The following is a 16,102-nucleotide window of genomic DNA, read 5'->3' as shown; positions in this document are numbered from 1 at the left end:
TCTGCCCCCGCCTCACGCCGCGAATGCCGTGACGTGCGGGAGACCGCCGCTGCCCGCGTCGCTGCTGATGTGGTGGGCGTCGCGTCGGCCGAGTTCGACGGCCGCGTCGATGAAGCCGGGTTCGATGAAGCCGGGTTCGAAGAAGACGCAGCTCGGCTGTGCCCCGGTGCCGGAAGCCCGGTGGCAAGCGCGAGGTCCGCATGCCCCAGGCACCGCACACCGATGGCGCCCGGTGGTGCTCTTCACGGTGGCATCGCACTCCACCGGCGCATCGGGCCTGCTCAGGGCACGCAGGTCCTCGATCATCCTGCCGGTCAGCGCCGCGTGGAACACCCGGGCCACGGTGTCCTGTATCGACGGCGCGGGTTCGGTGCGCCTGCCCGCCTTCGGCAACCGGTACTTACCGGTGCGGGTGGTCCGGCACACCGTGGCGGCCACCGCACTTGCCCGCACCTTCCCCGTCAGGAGGGCGTTCCCGCGGCGCTGCCGCCGGTCCGGCCTGTCGTGCAGGGTGGACGGCAGCGGGGCCGTGTCCAGCGGACCGGTCAGCGCGGGACCGGGCCGCTGGAGCACCCCGGACGGACACCGTGCCAGGCCCACCGACAGCGTCCCGGGCTCGAACGGCCTGAACACCGCGCCCTTGCCCACTCCTCGCCACAACCCGACCGCGGTTTCGGCGGTCCGCCGCGCCGGCAGATGCGCCGGCGAGTCGTACAGCACCGCGTTGACGGCGCCCGCGCCGGTGCGGACGAAGACCGTCGGACGTTGCCCGCAGGCGTCGATGGCCGACAGCAGGGCCGCCTCGCAGGCGCCCGGGGCGCCGGCCGGTACGACCCCGATGACATCACCGCACGCACGCTCGCCGGGCTTTGCTCCGCCCCGCGGTTCGCGGCTCGTTCGGTGCTCGTCGGCGCTGTATGGGACGCCGGTCTCCGGCATACGGCATCCTCCGTCCTCCGATGGTGGTGGAGCGGCACGGAGCCTCCGAGAGGAGGGTGCAGTGGGGCGGGGCCTACTCACCCCGAGCCCACTCGACCATGTTCGCGCAACCGGTCGCCGCCCGCATGTCGCGACGGCGGCCGTACCCCGCCTGTGGCAGGAAGTGCCAGGCCGAAGGCGGCTGTCGCCGCGAGGCCGGATGCCTTCGCGCCAAGCCTGTTCTACGCTGGCAAAACGGTGCTGTTCGTCCGTATCCCCCGGGCGGCCGCACGCAGCGGTGACTCGCTGAGGAGCGGGTACGACCGTCAAGTGATCATCTGCACAGCGGTACCGACTGTGTGCAGATTCCGCCGGCCCAGGACGGGTTCCGGTATTCCACAGCGCTACGACGGGCCCTCGTTGTCGCCGGCCGGACGGATGCGCTGTGCCTCAATCAGGATTCATGACGAAATGGGTAGCCGCGCCATGCAGGTCTACGAAGCTGTCGTCAAAGGGATCGAGAGTGTGGGGGTCGACACGGCGTTCGGCGGGAACGGCGAGAACATCGCGAGCCTGACGCTGGCACTCAAGCATTCGCCGAAGATCAGACCCGTCATGACCCGGCACGAGCAGGCGGCGTCCTTCATGGCGTGCGGGTACGCCATGTACACCAACCGGTTGGGGGTGTGCTTCGCGACCGTGGGTCCCGGCGCGTTCAACCTGTTCTCCGGCCTGGCGGTGGCGCTGTCGGATTCCTATCCGGTACTGGCCATCACCGGATACGTCGATCTCGACTGGCGCGGGCGCGGGGCGGTGAACGACACCTCCGGGCGGAACCGCACCCCCGATTCGCAGGCGATGTTCGCGGCGACGACCAAGAAGTCCTACCTGCTCACCGATGCCGCCGACACCTGCGAGGTGCTCGAGGAAGCGGTGAACGTGGCCTTCGCGGAGCGGCCCGGGCCGGTGCACATCCACGTGCCGCAGAACCTCACCCATCGCCAGGTGACCGTGGACAACTACCGCGACCTCAGCCTCGACGCGGCGCCGGTGCGGCCCGACCCGGAGCGGGTGGAGGAGATCGCCGAGGTGCTGGCGGGCGCACTGCGGGACGGACGCCGGATCGTCCTGCTCACCGGCTTCGGAGCGATCCGCAGCCATGCCGAGGCCGCGGTGCAGGATTTCGTCGAGCGTTTCCGCATACCACTCATCACGACCCTGGACGGCAAGGGAGTTGTCGCCGAGACCCATCCGCTGGCGGCCGGAGTGTTCTCGGAGAGCGGCCACGCCAGTGCCTCGAGGATGTTCCGGGAAGCGGACGTGGTGCTGGCCATCGGCAACTCGCTCAACCAGCATGCGACGTTCGGGCTGCGCAAGGACCTGTTCGACGGCAAGGTGCTCATCCAGGTCAACATTGCGGACAGTGAGATCGGCAAGACCTATGTCCCCGACCACAGGCTCGTGTCCGACGCCCGCTTGGCCGTCGAGGCGATCACGGACGCCCTGGTGAAGAGGGCCGCTCCGGCCGGGCCGCTCGAGCCCGTGAACCGGGACCACGAGAGACGACACCTCCTGCCCGCTCCCGGCGCAATCCATCCGGGCCAGCTGGCGCAGCAGATCGGCCGCATGCTGCCCGAACGTGCCGTACTGCTCGCCGACGCGGGCGCGCATCTGGCATGGCTCGGCTATTACGTGGACCTCGACAAGGGCCAGAACTTCCGCAAGACCGGGACTTTCGGGCCGATGGCCGGGCATGTCAACGGTGCGATCGGGGTCAAGCTGGCCCAACCCGACCGGACGGTCGTGGTCGGCTGCGGCGACGGCTGCTATGCGATGGCCGGCTTCGAGCTGATGACCGCAGTACAGAACGACATCCCCGTCATCTGGGTCATCTTCGACGACGACGAGTACAAGCTCATCAAGCTCTACCAGGCGGCCACGTACGGCGAATCAGGTCTGGTGGAATTCCAGAACCCCGACTTCGCCGCGTACGCGAGGACCTGCGGTGCCGCGGGATACCGCGTGGAGACGCTGGAGGAGTTCGAAGCCGCTTTCAAGACCGCGCTCACATCGGGCAGGCCCACGGTGATAGACGCCAGGATCACCCGGTGGGCCCTCCCGCACTACAGCAGCTCTCCCGAGGGCGTCGTCCCAGGCGTATGGGAGACGCTCGAGGAACGATTCCGCCATGGCTGACGGAACGTGGCCACAGCCGAGCGGCACGCGAGAACTCCGCCGTCAACCGGTGCAGCACGCAGGAGATGAGCCATGAGAGTGTATGAGGCCATTGTCAAAGGGCTGGAAGGCATCGGCGTACGGGCCGCTTTCGGCGGTGCCGGGGAGAACGCCGCCGGCCTGATGGTGGCGTTGAAACACTCGCGGCAGATCCGGCCGGTCATCACGCGACACGAACAGGCCGCCTCGTTCATGGCCTGCGGCTACGCCATGTACACCAACCAACTGGGGTTCTGCTTCGCCACGGCGGGGCCCGGTGCGTTCAACCTGTTCTCCGGACTGGCCGTGGCGATGTCCGACTCGTACCCCGTCCTCGCCGTCTCCGGCTATTCACGGATGAAATGGCGCGGATGGGGCTCGCTCAACGAGACCTCCGGGCTGAACCGCACTCCCGACTCCCAGGCGATGTTCGCGGCCACGACCAAGAAGTCCTTCCTGCTCACCGACGTGGCCGACACCTGTGACGTCCTGGAGGAGGCGGTCAACCTCGCGTTCGAGGGAAGGCCGGGCCCGGTGCACATCCATGTGCCCGAAGACCTGACCGAGCACGGCGTCGAGGTGACGGACTTCCGGCCCGTCCGGCTCGACGTGCCGCCGGTGCGGCCCGACCCGGCCAGGGTCGAGGAAATCGCGTCCGTACTGGCCGACGCCATCGTGCGGCAAAGACGCATCGTGGCGCTGGTCGGATTCGGCGCGGTCCGCTCCGGAGCCGGACCGGAGATAAAGCGCCTGATCGAGCGGTTCCAGATTCCGCTTCTCACCACCCTGGACGGCAAGGGCATCGTATCGGAGGGACATCCGCTCGCGGTGGGCGTCTTCGCCGACAGCGGTCACTCGAGCGCGTGGAAGGCATTCCGCGAGGCCGACATCGTGTTGTGCATAGGGAACTCCCTCGGCCAGCACGCCACGTTCAACTACCGCGAGGACCTGTTCGAGAACAAGCTGCTCATCCATGTGAACATCGACGAAACGGAATTCCGCAAGGCCTATCGGCCCGACCACGCGTTGTTGTCCGACGCGCGTGCGGCGGTGGCGGCCCTCGTCGACGCGCTGGAACAGAGGGTCGGTGAAGTGCCGGCAGTGAAGGTCGACAGCCAGGACTACGAGGCCCGCCATGTCATGCACGAGACCCGGGAGATCCACCCCGCACAGCTCGCCCAGGCGATCGGCCGGCTGCTGCCGCCGCAGGGCGTGCTGCTCGCGGACGCCGGGGCGCATCTGGCGTGGCTCGGATATTACGCGGAGCTCGAAGAGGGGCAGAACTTCCGCAAGGCCGGCGCCTTCGGGCCGATGGCCGGTCACGTCAACGGAGCCATCGGCCTCAAGGTCGCGCACCCGGAGCGGACGGTCGTCGTCGGCTGCGGCGACGGCTGTTACTCGCTGTCCGGCTTCGAGCTGATGACCGCCGTGGAACACAACATTCCCGTCATCTGGGTCATCTTCGACGACGAGGAATTCAAGTTGATCAAAATGTTCCAGTTCACCGCCTACGGGGAGTCCGCTCTCGTCGAGTTCCGGAATCCGGACTTCGCGTCCTACGCGCGTGCCTGCGGCGCCGACGGCTGTCGGGTGGAGACGCTCGACGAGTTCGAGGAGGCGTTCCGTGCGGCACTGGCCTCCGGCCGGCCCACGCTCATCGACGCCAAGATCACCCGATGGGCCGTGCCGCACTACAGCCCATCACCCGACGGGGTGATCCATGGACTCGTCGACATGCTCGAGGACCGCTTCCGAGGCCAGTAGTTCGCGCCTGATCAGGCCGGCGGATCCGAGGCGGTGCAAAACCGCGGGCACTGGCCCGTCGGACCCGGGTCGGCCGGTGGATTCGGTCGGGTACGGCGCTGCTCGGGGCACTGAGCGGGGCCCCGGCCCCCGGTGAGGTCGCCGGGGCGGCCGAGGTGGGTGGTGCCGCACAGGTGTTCCTCGCCGCCCAGGCCTGCGTGATCCTCGCCCTGCTGGCGGGCACCTGCTGTCAGACTGCCGCCGACCGGGGCCAAGAACTCGGCGCAGAGGGCCGCGCCGATGCCGGGGACGCTCCGGAGGGTGTCAGCGAGTTCTTGCTCGCGAAACCGGCCCTCGATGAGCTTGTTGGGGTCTGGTGGCCCGTCAGCAACCTCAGCGGGCCGGTGTCGGTGACGTCCGGAGCCCGCTTGCGATCGGCCGGCTCCTCCAGGAACCGAGCGGCGCCACGGACAGGGATCGGCGCCGCAGCCTCCAGCACCGCGTACGCGTCGGTGGTCCACGGCAGAGCCATGGTGACCTGGCCAACGGCGGCTGCCGTGGCAGCTTCCATCCTTGCCGCCTCGCGGCAAGACGGGCGGCGACCGACGGAGTGGTCGGATAACGCGCGGTCACACATCCTCCGGTCGCCGCATCGAGGTCGGGCGCACGGCCGGAAGCGGGCCGGGTGCCTCGCCGTCGGCGCTCTTGCGTACCTCTCCCGCACGAGAGGTTGACGCCCCGTTCGGCCGGCAGCGGCACCAGGTCGGTGTCTGGAACACCTGGGCGCGAAGCGATCTCAGTCGGCGGTCCGGTTGCCGGTCATCCAGGACGGAGTAGCCTGAAGTTGATCGATCCTGCCTAATTCTGGAGGTAGGCGATGTTCATCCGATTCCTGCGGCGCCGTAAGCCGCATCGGCTCGTCCTTCTCGGCAAAGGCCGTCTGATCCGGGGCTTCAGCGGGGGCATGTACGACGGTCACGGTTACCTGCCCTGACACCGTTCACGGTGGAATCCTGGAGGATGTGCGGTGGCAGAGGACAGCGAAGCCCTGGTGGCCATGGCAAAGATCCTGTCACCGCATTGCCGTGTCACCCGCTTGTCCGACGGGGCGCTGATCGCGGACTGGAAGCGGACGCGTTTTCTCGCAATGACCACGACGGACGTCGAGAAGTTCGCCGGCGGAAGCCCCAACGAACGCGCCGAACTCGTCACCGGTCTCCTTCGCGCCCGGTGCGCGACGCAGAGCCGGAACGAGCATTCCGACGTCGGCATCGGGCTCTGGTTGCGTGGAGTGCACCTGCTGATCCGAACCATGGGATTCGGGCGAGTGCTTCGGCTGCTGTCCTTGGCCGCCCCGGGTTACGCCCGTGCCGAGCCTCCCTCCGCGGAGCAGGTCGGACGGTTGAAGCGGGCGGTGCAGTCACACAGCCGCAGAAGCTGGTTCGTGAACGGCGACTGCAAGTCCGAGGCCGTGACGGCGTTCATCCTGCTACGGCGAAGCGGCCTGGAAGCCGTCCTCCACGTCGGTGTGCGCGAACGCCCCTTCGCCCTGCACGCCTGGACGGCGTCGGCCGGCCTGTGCGTCCCTGACGCCGATCCGCGAGGGCACTCCTTCACACCGGTGCTCTCGATCGACGGCGGAGGGCACTGACGTGGAGGCGCTCCGCCTCGAGTGGACCGACGGCGCACCGACGCTCTGGGCCACCGAGGCCATGGCGCGTCAGGGGCTCGTGTCGACGGCCTCCTCGCAGGCCGGCACCGCGGTCGTCGTCGGCTGGGTCGGCTCGGCCCGTGACCGAGTGGCGGGCGCGCACCGCCTCCTGGCCGACTTCGACCGACGGGGAGCCGCCCCGACGCTGCCGGCCGGCGACTACGCGGCCGTTCTGGTGTGCCGCGACCGCATCCTTCTGACGCGCGACGAACAGGCACGCATCCCTTTGTTCTTCAGGGAGTCCGGTGGCCGCGTGAACGCCGTGAGCACCTCGGCCCGCTGCCTGGGGAACACCACCGAGCTGGAACCCCGCTACTTCTGCCGGTACCTCACCGGGAACATGGCCCAACCGCACTGGGACCTCACCCCCTTCGCCGGGGTGCACCGCGTCCTCGGCGGTGAGGTGGTGGAGCTTTCGATCAGCGGGCAGCTGCGCAATCGTGTGTCACGAGGTGTCCGCCAGGCCCAGGACCCGCTGCCGACAGCGGACGGACCCCCCCTCGGTGAGGCCGCGCAGGAGCTGCGCCGCGCACTGGAGAACGCTGTCGGACGCCGTATGGGCACGACGACGGCATGCCACGTCTCGGGCGGCACCGACTCCACCAGCGTGGCGCTGCTCACCGCACGTCTGCTGGCCGAGGGACGGGGCGGCCCCGGGGGTCTCGTCCTGCTCGCCGGGCGATTCTCCCGTGGAGAGCTGGCCGCGGAGCAGCCCTACCTCGACATCGCGATGGAGGAGATCCGCCGGCACAGTCCCGCGGCCCGCCCGGTGATCGTCGACGCCGACGACGTGGCCGACTTCGACGACTTCCAGCACCACGCGGGAGACACGGACGAGCCCTGTGCGCACGCCTTCCGCGCCCCCTTGTGGACCAGACTTCACGCGGCGGCCGCGGAACGGGGCTGTGACGCCCTGCTGACCGGATGCGGGGCCGACCCGATCGTCGACGCCAACCCCTTCCACCTGCACCGGCTCGCCCGCACAGGACAACTCCGGAAGATGACCGAGCAGGCACGCGCCTGGGCCGCGGGCAGTGAACGGGGCGTGCGGGACATCGTCAACGCCTACGTGGTCAAGCCGGCTCTTCCGCTGGCATCCGAACGGATCACAACACTCGTCCGCGGCGCAACGGTGCTCGGCGGCCTCGGCACGTTCAACCGCCCCCGATGGCTGCGCTCCGGATTCGCGAGGGCTCACGGTTACCGGGAGGCCCGCATCGCGGAAAGCCGCTTCGTGCTCGCGCGCCGGCCCGAACAGTCGCTGTACGACGCTGCCAACTACCTCACCGCGCCCGACCCGCTGTCCTGGAACCGCGCACGGCAGGACGGGTTCTTCCTCTCACACCCCTTCCTCGACCCGGAGGTCATCGCCACGATGAGCCGCCTCCCTGCCGAGACCACGTTCCAGCCGGGTCGTCCGAAGGCGGTACTGCGCGAGGCCATGGCGGACCTGCTTCCGGCCCCGATCCACGACAGGACGGTCAAGGTCCCCTTCGACGCCCTCTATGCCCGCGGCTTGCGGACACACGGCGACGAACTCATCGCCCTGTGCCGTACCGCCCGGCATCCGCTGATCGCTGAGATGTTCGACGTCGAGACGCTGTGCCGGGCAGTGCGCGAGGCGCAGCTCGGCATGGGAGACGCATACTCCTGGGACCGTGTGAACAGCTCGCTCGCCTTGGTCGCCTGGCTGGAGCGACTGGACGAGCGCTCCAGCCCGCCCGGCGCGGCGATGCCCGTCACCGCTGGCTCTTGATGTCCCACAGCGTCCGTTCGACAGGCCCCGTGCGCACATCGGCGAGACCGTACCGGCTCACCACCTCGCGTGCTTCCGCCGCGGTGGGAACGTGGTCTTCCTCGCCCTGCCGCGCGACGGACGTCGCCACGTTCGCGCCGTGCGTGCCGAACCTCCAGTAGATGGTCACATAACGCGGATCCCTGGTGCGTTCGTCGATCGCGTTGTTCTCGTGCACCCTGGCACGGTAGATGAGGGAGTCGAGCCCCTTTTTCTGTTGCTCCTTCACCCATACAGGAACCTTGGACCCACCCCAGGAGTACGCCATGAACTGGATCGGTGGCTGCAGCACCAGCCGATCCTTGCGCGCGAGGCTCGCGGTGGCATAGAACGCCACCTGGTCGTACGGCGTGTCGATGGGCAGCTGCACCACCACTCGCGTGGCGAAGGTGTCGCTCGACTCGATCCACTGTCCATAGGGCATCCACGGTTGCGCCTCCACCAACTCGCCGGGCTCGTGAACCTCCCTGCGGGAGAGCGGGTTCACTTCATCGGACTTGGTCCACTGCTCGGCGTCGGTGCGCCACTGCTGGCGCAGCCGGTCCTTCGGGCTGAGCGGCACCCGTTCCCCCATGGCGTGGAATTCGGTGCCGAGCACATAGAAACCCACGTCACCGTGGTTCTGGAGCACGAGGTCGACCGGTACGGCGAACGCCTTGTGGTCCTTGCTCAGCACGGCCTTCCCCAGAGACAACGTGATGAGAGGCCTGGTCTCCCGCTGGTACGGTTGATAGAGATTCTGGTAGCCGAAATTCGCGATCGCGACAGCCGAGGAAACGATCAGCGCAGCGGCCACCCGCTTGGGAGCGGGGACCGTGACCGACGTTCGCCACACCGCGAAGACAGCCCATAGGGAACCCGCCGTGAGCGCGCCGAACAGCGCTGGGTAGGCCGCGGAATCACCGTCCTTCACCGTCTCGGCCAGGAGCATGGCGTTGGTCAGCAGTGCCGCGAACGCGCCGATCAGCGCGACCAGGCCGGAGTGGGGAAAGCTGTGCTTGACCCAGTGGTCCACGACCGCGGCGGCGCTGACCAACGTGGTGAACGAGACCACGAGAAGGACGGTACCCGTGATGCGCCCGGGGAAGGTCAGAGCATGGACGAAGTCCTCGAGGCCCAACCGCCCCAGCCACAGCGTCGTCATGAGGAGGGTCAGCAGGATCACCGCTATGCCCACCCGTGACCGCCAGGTTCCCAGCGAGGGCTGTCGCACGCTCGGGTGCGCGCCGGAGTGAGACCTGGGGGGAGTCCTCACATGACCACCTTCTGGAGCCGCCGGCCGTCGGCGATAGTCGCGCCCCGCATGTGTGAGGCGCGGACACAGAAAGTCCGCCGCCGCGCCACGGGTTCGAGCACCATCGTCCGCGGTGATCCATCGGCTCGCCATCCGGATGCCTCCGGACGTGGGGAGACCAAGAAGGACATCCGCACACGGTCGGTCGCCTCGGACAAGGTGAGGCTGCAGCAGCGGCGGCCGAACGGCCCGTTGGGATCGTCCTCCATCGAGGCGACCAGCTCGCCCACGTCCGTGGTGTTCGGGAAGGACGCCTCCTCACCTCGCAGGGACGAGAGCGCGATCATCGGTCCTGTGCGGCCGCCCTCGCGCCACGCGGCCTCGGTCTGGGCGAGCAGATCCAGGGAGGGGACGAGCACGAGCACGCGGCCCGCACGAGCTCATCAGCGCTCCGGGTGGCGACGAGGGTCTTGCCCGATCCGGTCGCCATGATCACCTGGGCCCGCAGACGCCGTTCCGGGACAGTGGAACTTGCAGCGGCGGCGACGTCCGTTCCGACCGCTGGAGGTGTGATGGCCGAGCCTGTGCGGGTGCGTCGGCTGACCGACCAGGAGGGGCAGACCGGGGGTGGGCTCCTGACTCCCCGGCGTCAGGGGTGGTGGCCGTCATGGAACGGCACGCTACGGCGTCTCTCCCGCCGCACTCACGGAGTTTTCACCCGCCTTCGGGGCTCGACTGTGAGCATGCGGCGGCTCTGTGATTTCCTGGCATGACCAGAACGGACGTTCACGGCCGGGGCGGCCTACGGGGGATCACTGTGAGCGAAGGCAAAGCAGCACAGGCGGACGACAAGCTTCCGGAACCCGGGACGTCCCGTACTCGCTCGGCTGGAACTGGGTGACCGGTGACGGCCCCCGGCACCGCGAGTACTACAGCGGGGACGAGATGACCGAACTGATCCGGTCCAGCGGGAGGATGAAGAAGCTGCGGCTGGCCCGCGACCATGGCGTCTTCTCGGCCGAGGACCAGAAGATCGTCTGGACCGAGCGTATTTTGGCGAAGGAGAAGTAGTCCCGTGTCCCGAGTCCTCCCGGCGGGCCGGCTGCTGCGCTGGACGACGGCCGTCGCCGTGCCGGCGCTGCTGTCCCCCCTGGCCGGCTGCTCCTCCGCGTCCACCGCCGTCGAGGCCTGCATGGCGAAGCAGGCGGACTCCGCCACCCCCGGGGAACTGGCCGGCACCTACGGGGGAGAAGGCGACGCCAAGGGCGCGAAGATCACCCTCAGGGCGTCGGACGGCAAACCGGGCGGCACGGTCACCGTCCACCACTGGCCGACCGGCGACTGGTACAAGAGCGAACTCGGCGCCACCTTCGACGGGTCGGGCACCTGGTCCGTGCAGTCCGGTACCGGCTCCGAGGCGCACGCGCGCGTGCGGCTCTCCTTCACCGAGCCGCGCACCTTCCTGAACGGCGACACCCTCGACAAGCTGTCGATCGCCATGGATTCCGAACGGACGTACCTCTACGAGGACGACGACCCGGACGTGTGCCCGGAGTTCCGCCTCAGGATGACCGGTTCGGGACATTCATAGCCGGGACCGTTCCAGGGCACGAGGAAAACCGGCCGGGTGAGGGCAGTCCCGTCCCCGCGGAATCCTCACCGGCCGGTCGCCGCCGGTCGGCAGCGGTACGTCAGGCGGGGATCGGTTCTTCGCGCCAGCACCTCGACCTCGGCGGCCTAGTCTGGATCGGCCATACCCCGCTTGCCAGCCGGCGAAGCGCACGACCCCGTTTGGGCGCGGGTGACGGCGACGCAGGGAGGCTGGCGTCGGCGCCGTTGACGGCTTCTGGGACGGGGCGGCCCTGGTCGTCGAGTAGGTGGTGTTTGGAAGGACGTCATGGGTGGGCTGCTCCGTGTGTGTTGCCTGTGGGGCCAGGGCGTCGGCTGCGGGCGGGCAGGCGGTTGTGGATGTGCTCCTGGTGGCGGAGGGGGTCGAAGGGCTCCCAGTCGGCCACTGCCAGGTCGGCGGCCGTGGGAATGACGGCGTGCCGCAGGCAGCGCTGGGCGCGCCAGCGCAGCTGTTCGGCGTACGGGATGCCGCTGAGGTCATAAACCGCCATGACCGCGGAGGGCAGGGCCAGCTGACCGCTCGTAGCGGTGGCCGGGACCAGCGTCCAGGTGCCGGCCGGGGCGCCGGAGGAGAGCAGGGTGCCGGTGCAGCGGTGACGGCGCCGGGTCTGGGCGATGCACTGGATCTGGCCAACCATGGGGTGGGCCGGTGCCCCTGAACAGCCGGACACTCGGCGTTGATCGGCCAGCGGCAGGAGGGGAACCGCTCTGTCGACATGCTCAATCGCGCTGTGCCGCCGCCCTCAGCCGAGCGGGGCGGCCAGCCGCCAGCCCTCTTCAAGCATCCGGTCGACTGCCTCCAGGGCGAGTCGCAGCCGCATCGAGCGGTCGCCGCGCACCTTCTGCCAGGGCACGCCGCGCCCGGACAGCACCTTGCGGAACCGCTCGGTCATCCAGGGCCGCAACCCCTCGCCGTCGCGCAGGCCGTCGTCGTGGAAGGGCACATCCTCATGGTCGGTGAGCAGATACAGCGCCCTGGGTGGCATGGCGTTGGCGAGGATGTGCACCGCCTCGGTGGTCCGAGCGACGTAGCGCTCCTGCCAGACGGTGGTGGCCAGCGCGTCGGTGTCGCACACCAGCACGGGCCCGCCGGTTCGGGCCGCACGTTCCTCCTCGGCCGATTGGCGGGCGGCGACGGCCTCGAAGTCGGCGTCACTCCACTCGAGGTCGAAAACAGTGGGCTCAGGAAGGCCACGGCGGGCGGCCAGCGCGCGGGCCACCGCGAGCTTGGCGACGGTCAATTCGCGCCCGTACTCGGGAACCCACCGGGTGAGCGCATGCGGACCGCCACGGGTACGCAGCGCCTGCGCCAGGTCGCGGGAGAGCGTGGTGGTGCCGGTGGACTCGGCGCCGAGCACCACCACCCGCCGGGCGAACCAGGCTCGCACCGGTGGCTCCAGCGCGTTCCAGCGGCCCACCGGGTCGCTGCGGACCGCGGTGGCGGAGATGGCGAAAGTCTCTCGGGCAGCGTCCAGGCGGACGTCCGCCGCGCTGAACCGGCGCGCCAGTTCGGCGCCGTACGGCTCTGAGGTGAACACCGCGTCCACCGGGAAGGCGGTATGCGCTTCGGCGGCCACCGCCTTCCGCATCAGGGCGACGTGTCCTGCCCAGACGCTGTCGCTGTTGTAGTCCACCGGGAGGTTGTCGACGATGCCGGCGATGGCCACCTGGGGTCGGTCCGCGTACGCCTCGCGCAGCCAGCCGACCCGGACGGCCAGCGGTATCGACTCCACGTCGGCTGCCATCACCACGACCGTGACCCGACGACAGCTGTCCGCCGCCGTGCGCACCAGGAAGTGGTGACCGGCGTGAGGGGGGTAGAACTTGCCGATGACCAGTCCGTGGTCGAAGGGGGCCGTCATGCGCGCACCAGGTCCCCTGCGGCCATCGACCGGCCAGCGGCCAGCTCCCGGTGCCAGCTGCGCAGTCCGCACAGGCACATCGTCAAGAAGAGCACGTAGACGATGCCCGTCAGGTAGAGCACCTTGGCGAAGTACAGCGGGATGTAGACCACGTCCGCAGCGATCCAGAAGTACCAGTTCTCATAGGACTTGGTGTTGAGCAGCCACTGGGCGGCCAGCGACAGCGCGGTGGTCAGGGCGTCCCAGAACGGTGCGATGTCCTGGGCGCGGGTCAACACCACGGTCAGGCCCCAGGTCGCCGGTACGGCGAGCAACAGCAGGACGACGACCGTGCGCGCGCCGGCATGACCCATCAGGCGGGCGGAGCGGCGCTCGCCGCCGCGCAGCCAGGTCCACCAGCCGACGGCCGCCAGCACCAGGTACACGACCTGCAGCATCGCGTCGGCGTACAACTGGGCGCTCCAGAACAGAACCAGGAAGAACAGGTTATTGGCGATGCCGACGGGAAAGTTGGCGATCCTCGCCCTGACGGTCAGCCAGACGCAGGCCGCACCCGTGGCGAAGCCGAGCAGCTCCGCCCAGGTCACCGCATCGCGGCCGAAGCCGAACAGCACGGTGTTCAGGGGCGCGACGATATCGCCCAAGACGTCGCTGACAGCCATGCAGAACTCCTTGCCCAGTAAATGTCAGCATGACGATAAAGGGTGGTGCCGTCGCATGCCAAGACCCTCTTCCGACGGATCCACGCAACCCCTGGAAGCTTGACGCTGAAGCCCCCCGTATGAGGGGTCCCCCACGAGGTGTGCGGCCGAACGGCGCAGACATCGACGCCACCTCGCGATCACGTCCGCACCCGGCTCCGCAAGCCCCGAAACGCTCCACTCATCGGCACATGACTGCGTGGCCCGCCGGACCCCCAGACGGGCCGTCGTCCGGCCTGGGCCTTGCAGCCGTCCGGGTACCAGGGCACGCGGCAGCGGCAGCGGCAGCGCGTCACGCCCGCCGCACTGGCCAAGGCGCCGGACTTCCATGCCCTGGCTGGCGGGATAGAACTGAGCGGCCAGCCATGGCGAGACGCCGATCTGGAGCATGCCGCCGATGACATCCCCCGCACGCGTTCAATACATGGAGGCGTTGGGGCTTGAAGTAGCGGCCGCGGTGGGGGTCGTGTCTCGTTTGGTGACCGGCCACCATCGGCTTCAGGCCCTCGCTGTCGTGGACGTTCGCGGCGGAGACGCCGACGAGAAGGGGCAGTCCGTTCGCGTCCGACAGGATGTGCATTTTGGAACCCGGCCTGCCCCGGTCCACGGGGCTCGGACCTGTGTGTTCGCCTCTTTTTTAGCCCTGACGTGGGCGGTGTCGAGGACGACGCGGGTGATGTCGATGAGGCCGGCGTCGTCGAGCCGGTGCACACCGCTTCGTGCAGGCGGCCCCAGACACCGGCTCTCGACCAGATCAAGAACCGGCGGTGAGCTGTCGACTTGGATATGCCGAAGCATGGCGGCAGTGCACGCTCCGAAACCGGGATGCCGTGCCGGCCTGCACGGCGGTCATGAAACGGCGGGCGGCGTGCCGGGCCTCAGCGATCGGCTCGCTGCCGTCGAAGGCGACGGCTGATGCCGGGCGGCTGACCAGCGGCTGGTATTCGTCTTCGCGCACGACTGATCGCCACCACCACCCTTGGCCTGAGTAACCCACGGTCAACGCCGCAATACCCCCGAAAGGCCAGCACAGTCTCCCCGCCACCCCTGTGTAGCGCAGTCCCAGCGCCAACTATCGGGCGAGCCCACGACGCGGTCGCCAACTGCCGGCTTCTGACCCCCCTTCGATGAGCAGGCTCAAACTTCACTGGTGCTCGCCGACAATGGCTCCCGAGCCGTGGTGTGCGCCAGCGCGGGCAACCTTGACCAAGCCCTCGCCTGGTCCGGTCGCGGCCGGGGGCTCGACGTCACCGTCGTGGCATCCCGCTTCGCGACTGCGGCCAAGCCTGATCGCATCCGCGCACTGGACGCCAGGCTGGAACTGGTGGACGGCGACCAGGAGATGGCGCGCGACCGGGCGGCTGGCGTCGCGCGGTACGACGGCATCATGGTCGAAGACAGCCTGGACATCGAGACCTGCGAGGGCGCGGCGACCATCGGCCTGGAACTGGTGGACACCGCGCCGTCGTTCGGCGCCGTCCTGATCGCTAGCAGGGAGCAGTCGCCCGGCAGCCAGTCACTGCAGCCCGGCGCTGCGGAAGCTCCGCCGATGAGTTCCCGGCGGTTTTGCGGTCTATCCGTCGACGAAGGGAGCGCACCATGCGCGAGATCATCGTTTGCACGTTCCTGACGCTGGACGGCGTCATGCAGGCGCCGGGCGGTCCGGACGAGGATGCTGAGAGCGGCTTCGAGCACGGCGGCTGGCAGAAACCGGTGGCCGACGACGAGGTCGGCGCGGCCATCGCCGGTTGGTACGAGCACTCCGACACGATGCTGCTCGGCCGCAAGACGTACGAGATCTTCGCGTCGTACTGGCCGACCGCCGATCCCGACAACCCGTTCACCAATCGGATGAACAGCATGCACAAGTACGTGGCGTCTCGGACCCTGACGTCCGTCGAGTGGCAGAACTCCACGCTGCTGGAGGGCGACATCGTCGATGCCGTGCGCAAGCTGAAGGCGTCCGACGGTGGCAACATCAACGTGGTCGGCAGCGGCGACCTCGCCCAGACCCTCATGCAGCACGGCCTCGTCGACGAGTACCGGCTGACCATCCATCCGGTGATCATCGGTACCGGCAAGCGGTTGTTCGCCGACGGAGCGATCCCCACTGCGCTGGAGCCGGTCAGCGTCTCGACGACGAAGGGCGGCACCATCGTCGGCGTCTACCGGCCGAACGGTAAGCCCAGCTACGACAGCTACTAGGGCCTGTGTGACGTTGTGATCAGCCAGTTGCCTTCAGCAGGTCGTTGATCCAGATCATTGAGGCACGGAGGTGGAGGCCGGCGAGGTAGC

General features: G+C 68.8%; 13 protein-coding genes and 2 pseudogenes. 8 read left to right on the top strand and 7 right to left on the bottom strand.

What is annotated here, in order from left to right; genetic code table 11:
• Positions 1–12 precede the first annotated feature (12 nt).
• Positions 13–939, bottom strand: a complete 927-nt coding sequence (locus AC07C1_RS38945; RefSeq protein ID WP_478946864.1) for a hypothetical protein — start codon at positions 937–939, stop codon at positions 13–15.
• Positions 940–1,389: 450 nt separating this feature from the next.
• On the opposite strand from AC07C1_RS38945, the gene AC07C1_RS38940 reads away from it, so the two are divergent.
• The 4 genes from AC07C1_RS38940 to AC07C1_RS38925 all read left to right on the top strand — a co-directional run bounded on the left by AC07C1_RS38940 (position 1,390) and on the right by AC07C1_RS38925 (position 8,342).
• Positions 1,390–3,114 carry a thiamine pyrophosphate-binding protein gene (locus tag AC07C1_RS38940; protein WP_478946863.1) on the top strand — a complete coding sequence of 575 codons (1,725 nt, stop codon included), beginning with the start codon at positions 1,390–1,392 and terminating at the stop codon, positions 3,112–3,114.
• Positions 3,115–3,186: 72 nt separating this feature from the next.
• Positions 3,187–4,896 (top strand): thiamine pyrophosphate-binding protein, encoded by a 1,710-nt coding sequence (locus AC07C1_RS38935; RefSeq protein WP_478946862.1) that lies wholly within the window; start codon positions 3,187–3,189, stop codon positions 4,894–4,896.
• A 1,006-nt stretch (positions 4,897–5,902) separates the two neighbouring features.
• A complete protein-coding gene (locus tag AC07C1_RS38930; protein ID WP_478946861.1) occupies positions 5,903–6,526 on the top strand; it encodes a lasso peptide biosynthesis B2 protein in 624 nt (207 codons plus the stop codon).
• A 1-nt stretch (position 6,527) separates the two neighbouring features.
• A complete protein-coding gene (locus AC07C1_RS38925) occupies positions 6,528–8,342 on the top strand; it encodes an asparagine synthase-related protein (RefSeq protein WP_478946860.1) in 1,815 nt (604 codons plus the stop codon).
• Here AC07C1_RS38925 and AC07C1_RS38920 read toward each other — a convergent pair.
• Positions 8,326–9,546 carry a hypothetical protein gene (locus tag AC07C1_RS38920; protein ID WP_478946859.1) on the bottom strand — a complete coding sequence of 407 codons (1,221 nt, stop codon included), beginning with the start codon at positions 9,544–9,546 and terminating at the stop codon, positions 8,326–8,328. The genes AC07C1_RS38925 and AC07C1_RS38920 overlap by 17 nt on opposite strands.
• An 86-nt stretch (positions 9,547–9,632) precedes the next feature.
• A complete protein-coding gene (locus AC07C1_RS38915) occupies positions 9,633–10,040 on the bottom strand; it encodes a hypothetical protein (RefSeq protein WP_478946858.1) in 408 nt (135 codons plus the stop codon).
• Between the two features lie 472 nt (positions 10,041–10,512).
• On the opposite strand from AC07C1_RS38915, the gene AC07C1_RS38910 reads away from it, so the two are divergent.
• On the top strand, positions 10,513–10,686 hold the full coding sequence (locus AC07C1_RS38910) for a hypothetical protein (protein ID WP_478946857.1): 174 nt from the start codon (positions 10,513–10,515) through the stop codon (positions 10,684–10,686).
• Positions 10,687–10,690: 4 nt separating this feature from the next.
• On the top strand, positions 10,691–11,206 hold the full coding sequence (locus tag AC07C1_RS38905; RefSeq protein WP_478946856.1) for a hypothetical protein: 516 nt from the start codon (positions 10,691–10,693) through the stop codon (positions 11,204–11,206).
• Between the two features lie 304 nt (positions 11,207–11,510).
• On the opposite strand, the gene AC07C1_RS38900 is transcribed toward AC07C1_RS38905, so the two are convergent.
• The 4 genes and pseudogenes from AC07C1_RS38900 to AC07C1_RS38885 form a co-directional block, all read right to left on the bottom strand.
• The gene (locus tag AC07C1_RS38900; protein WP_478946855.1) at positions 11,511–11,882 is read right to left on the bottom strand and encodes a hypothetical protein; all 372 of its coding nucleotides are present in this window, start codon (positions 11,880–11,882) and stop codon (positions 11,511–11,513) included.
• Between the two features lie 105 nt (positions 11,883–11,987).
• Positions 11,988–13,106, bottom strand: a complete 1,119-nt coding sequence (locus tag AC07C1_RS38895) for an AAA family ATPase (protein WP_478946854.1) — start codon at positions 13,104–13,106, stop codon at positions 11,988–11,990.
• Complete coding sequence (pnuC, locus tag AC07C1_RS38890) at positions 13,103–13,768, bottom strand: nicotinamide riboside transporter PnuC (protein WP_478946853.1); 666 nt, start codon at positions 13,766–13,768, stop codon at positions 13,103–13,105. Before pnuC ends, AC07C1_RS38895 begins: the two co-directional genes overlap by 4 nt.
• A 463-nt stretch (positions 13,769–14,231) precedes the next feature.
• A pseudogene (locus tag AC07C1_RS38885) lies at positions 14,232–14,619 on the bottom strand (transposase); the annotation flags it as partial.
• Positions 14,620–14,957: 338 nt separating this feature from the next.
• On the opposite strand from AC07C1_RS38885, the pseudogene AC07C1_RS38880 reads away from it, so the two are divergent.
• A pseudogene (locus AC07C1_RS38880) lies at positions 14,958–15,296 on the top strand (pyridoxal-phosphate dependent enzyme); the annotation flags it as partial.
• A gap of 110 nt (positions 15,297–15,406) precedes the next feature.
• Positions 15,407–16,012, top strand: a complete 606-nt coding sequence (locus tag AC07C1_RS38875) for a dihydrofolate reductase family protein (protein ID WP_478946852.1) — start codon at positions 15,407–15,409, stop codon at positions 16,010–16,012.
• The last annotated feature ends 90 nt before the right edge of the window (positions 16,013–16,102 follow it).

It is taken from the genome of Streptomyces sp. NPDC045022, from assembly GCF_056432605.1.
Note: the sequence above shows the minus strand (reverse complement) of the source record. Positions and strands in the feature narration are given on the sequence as shown.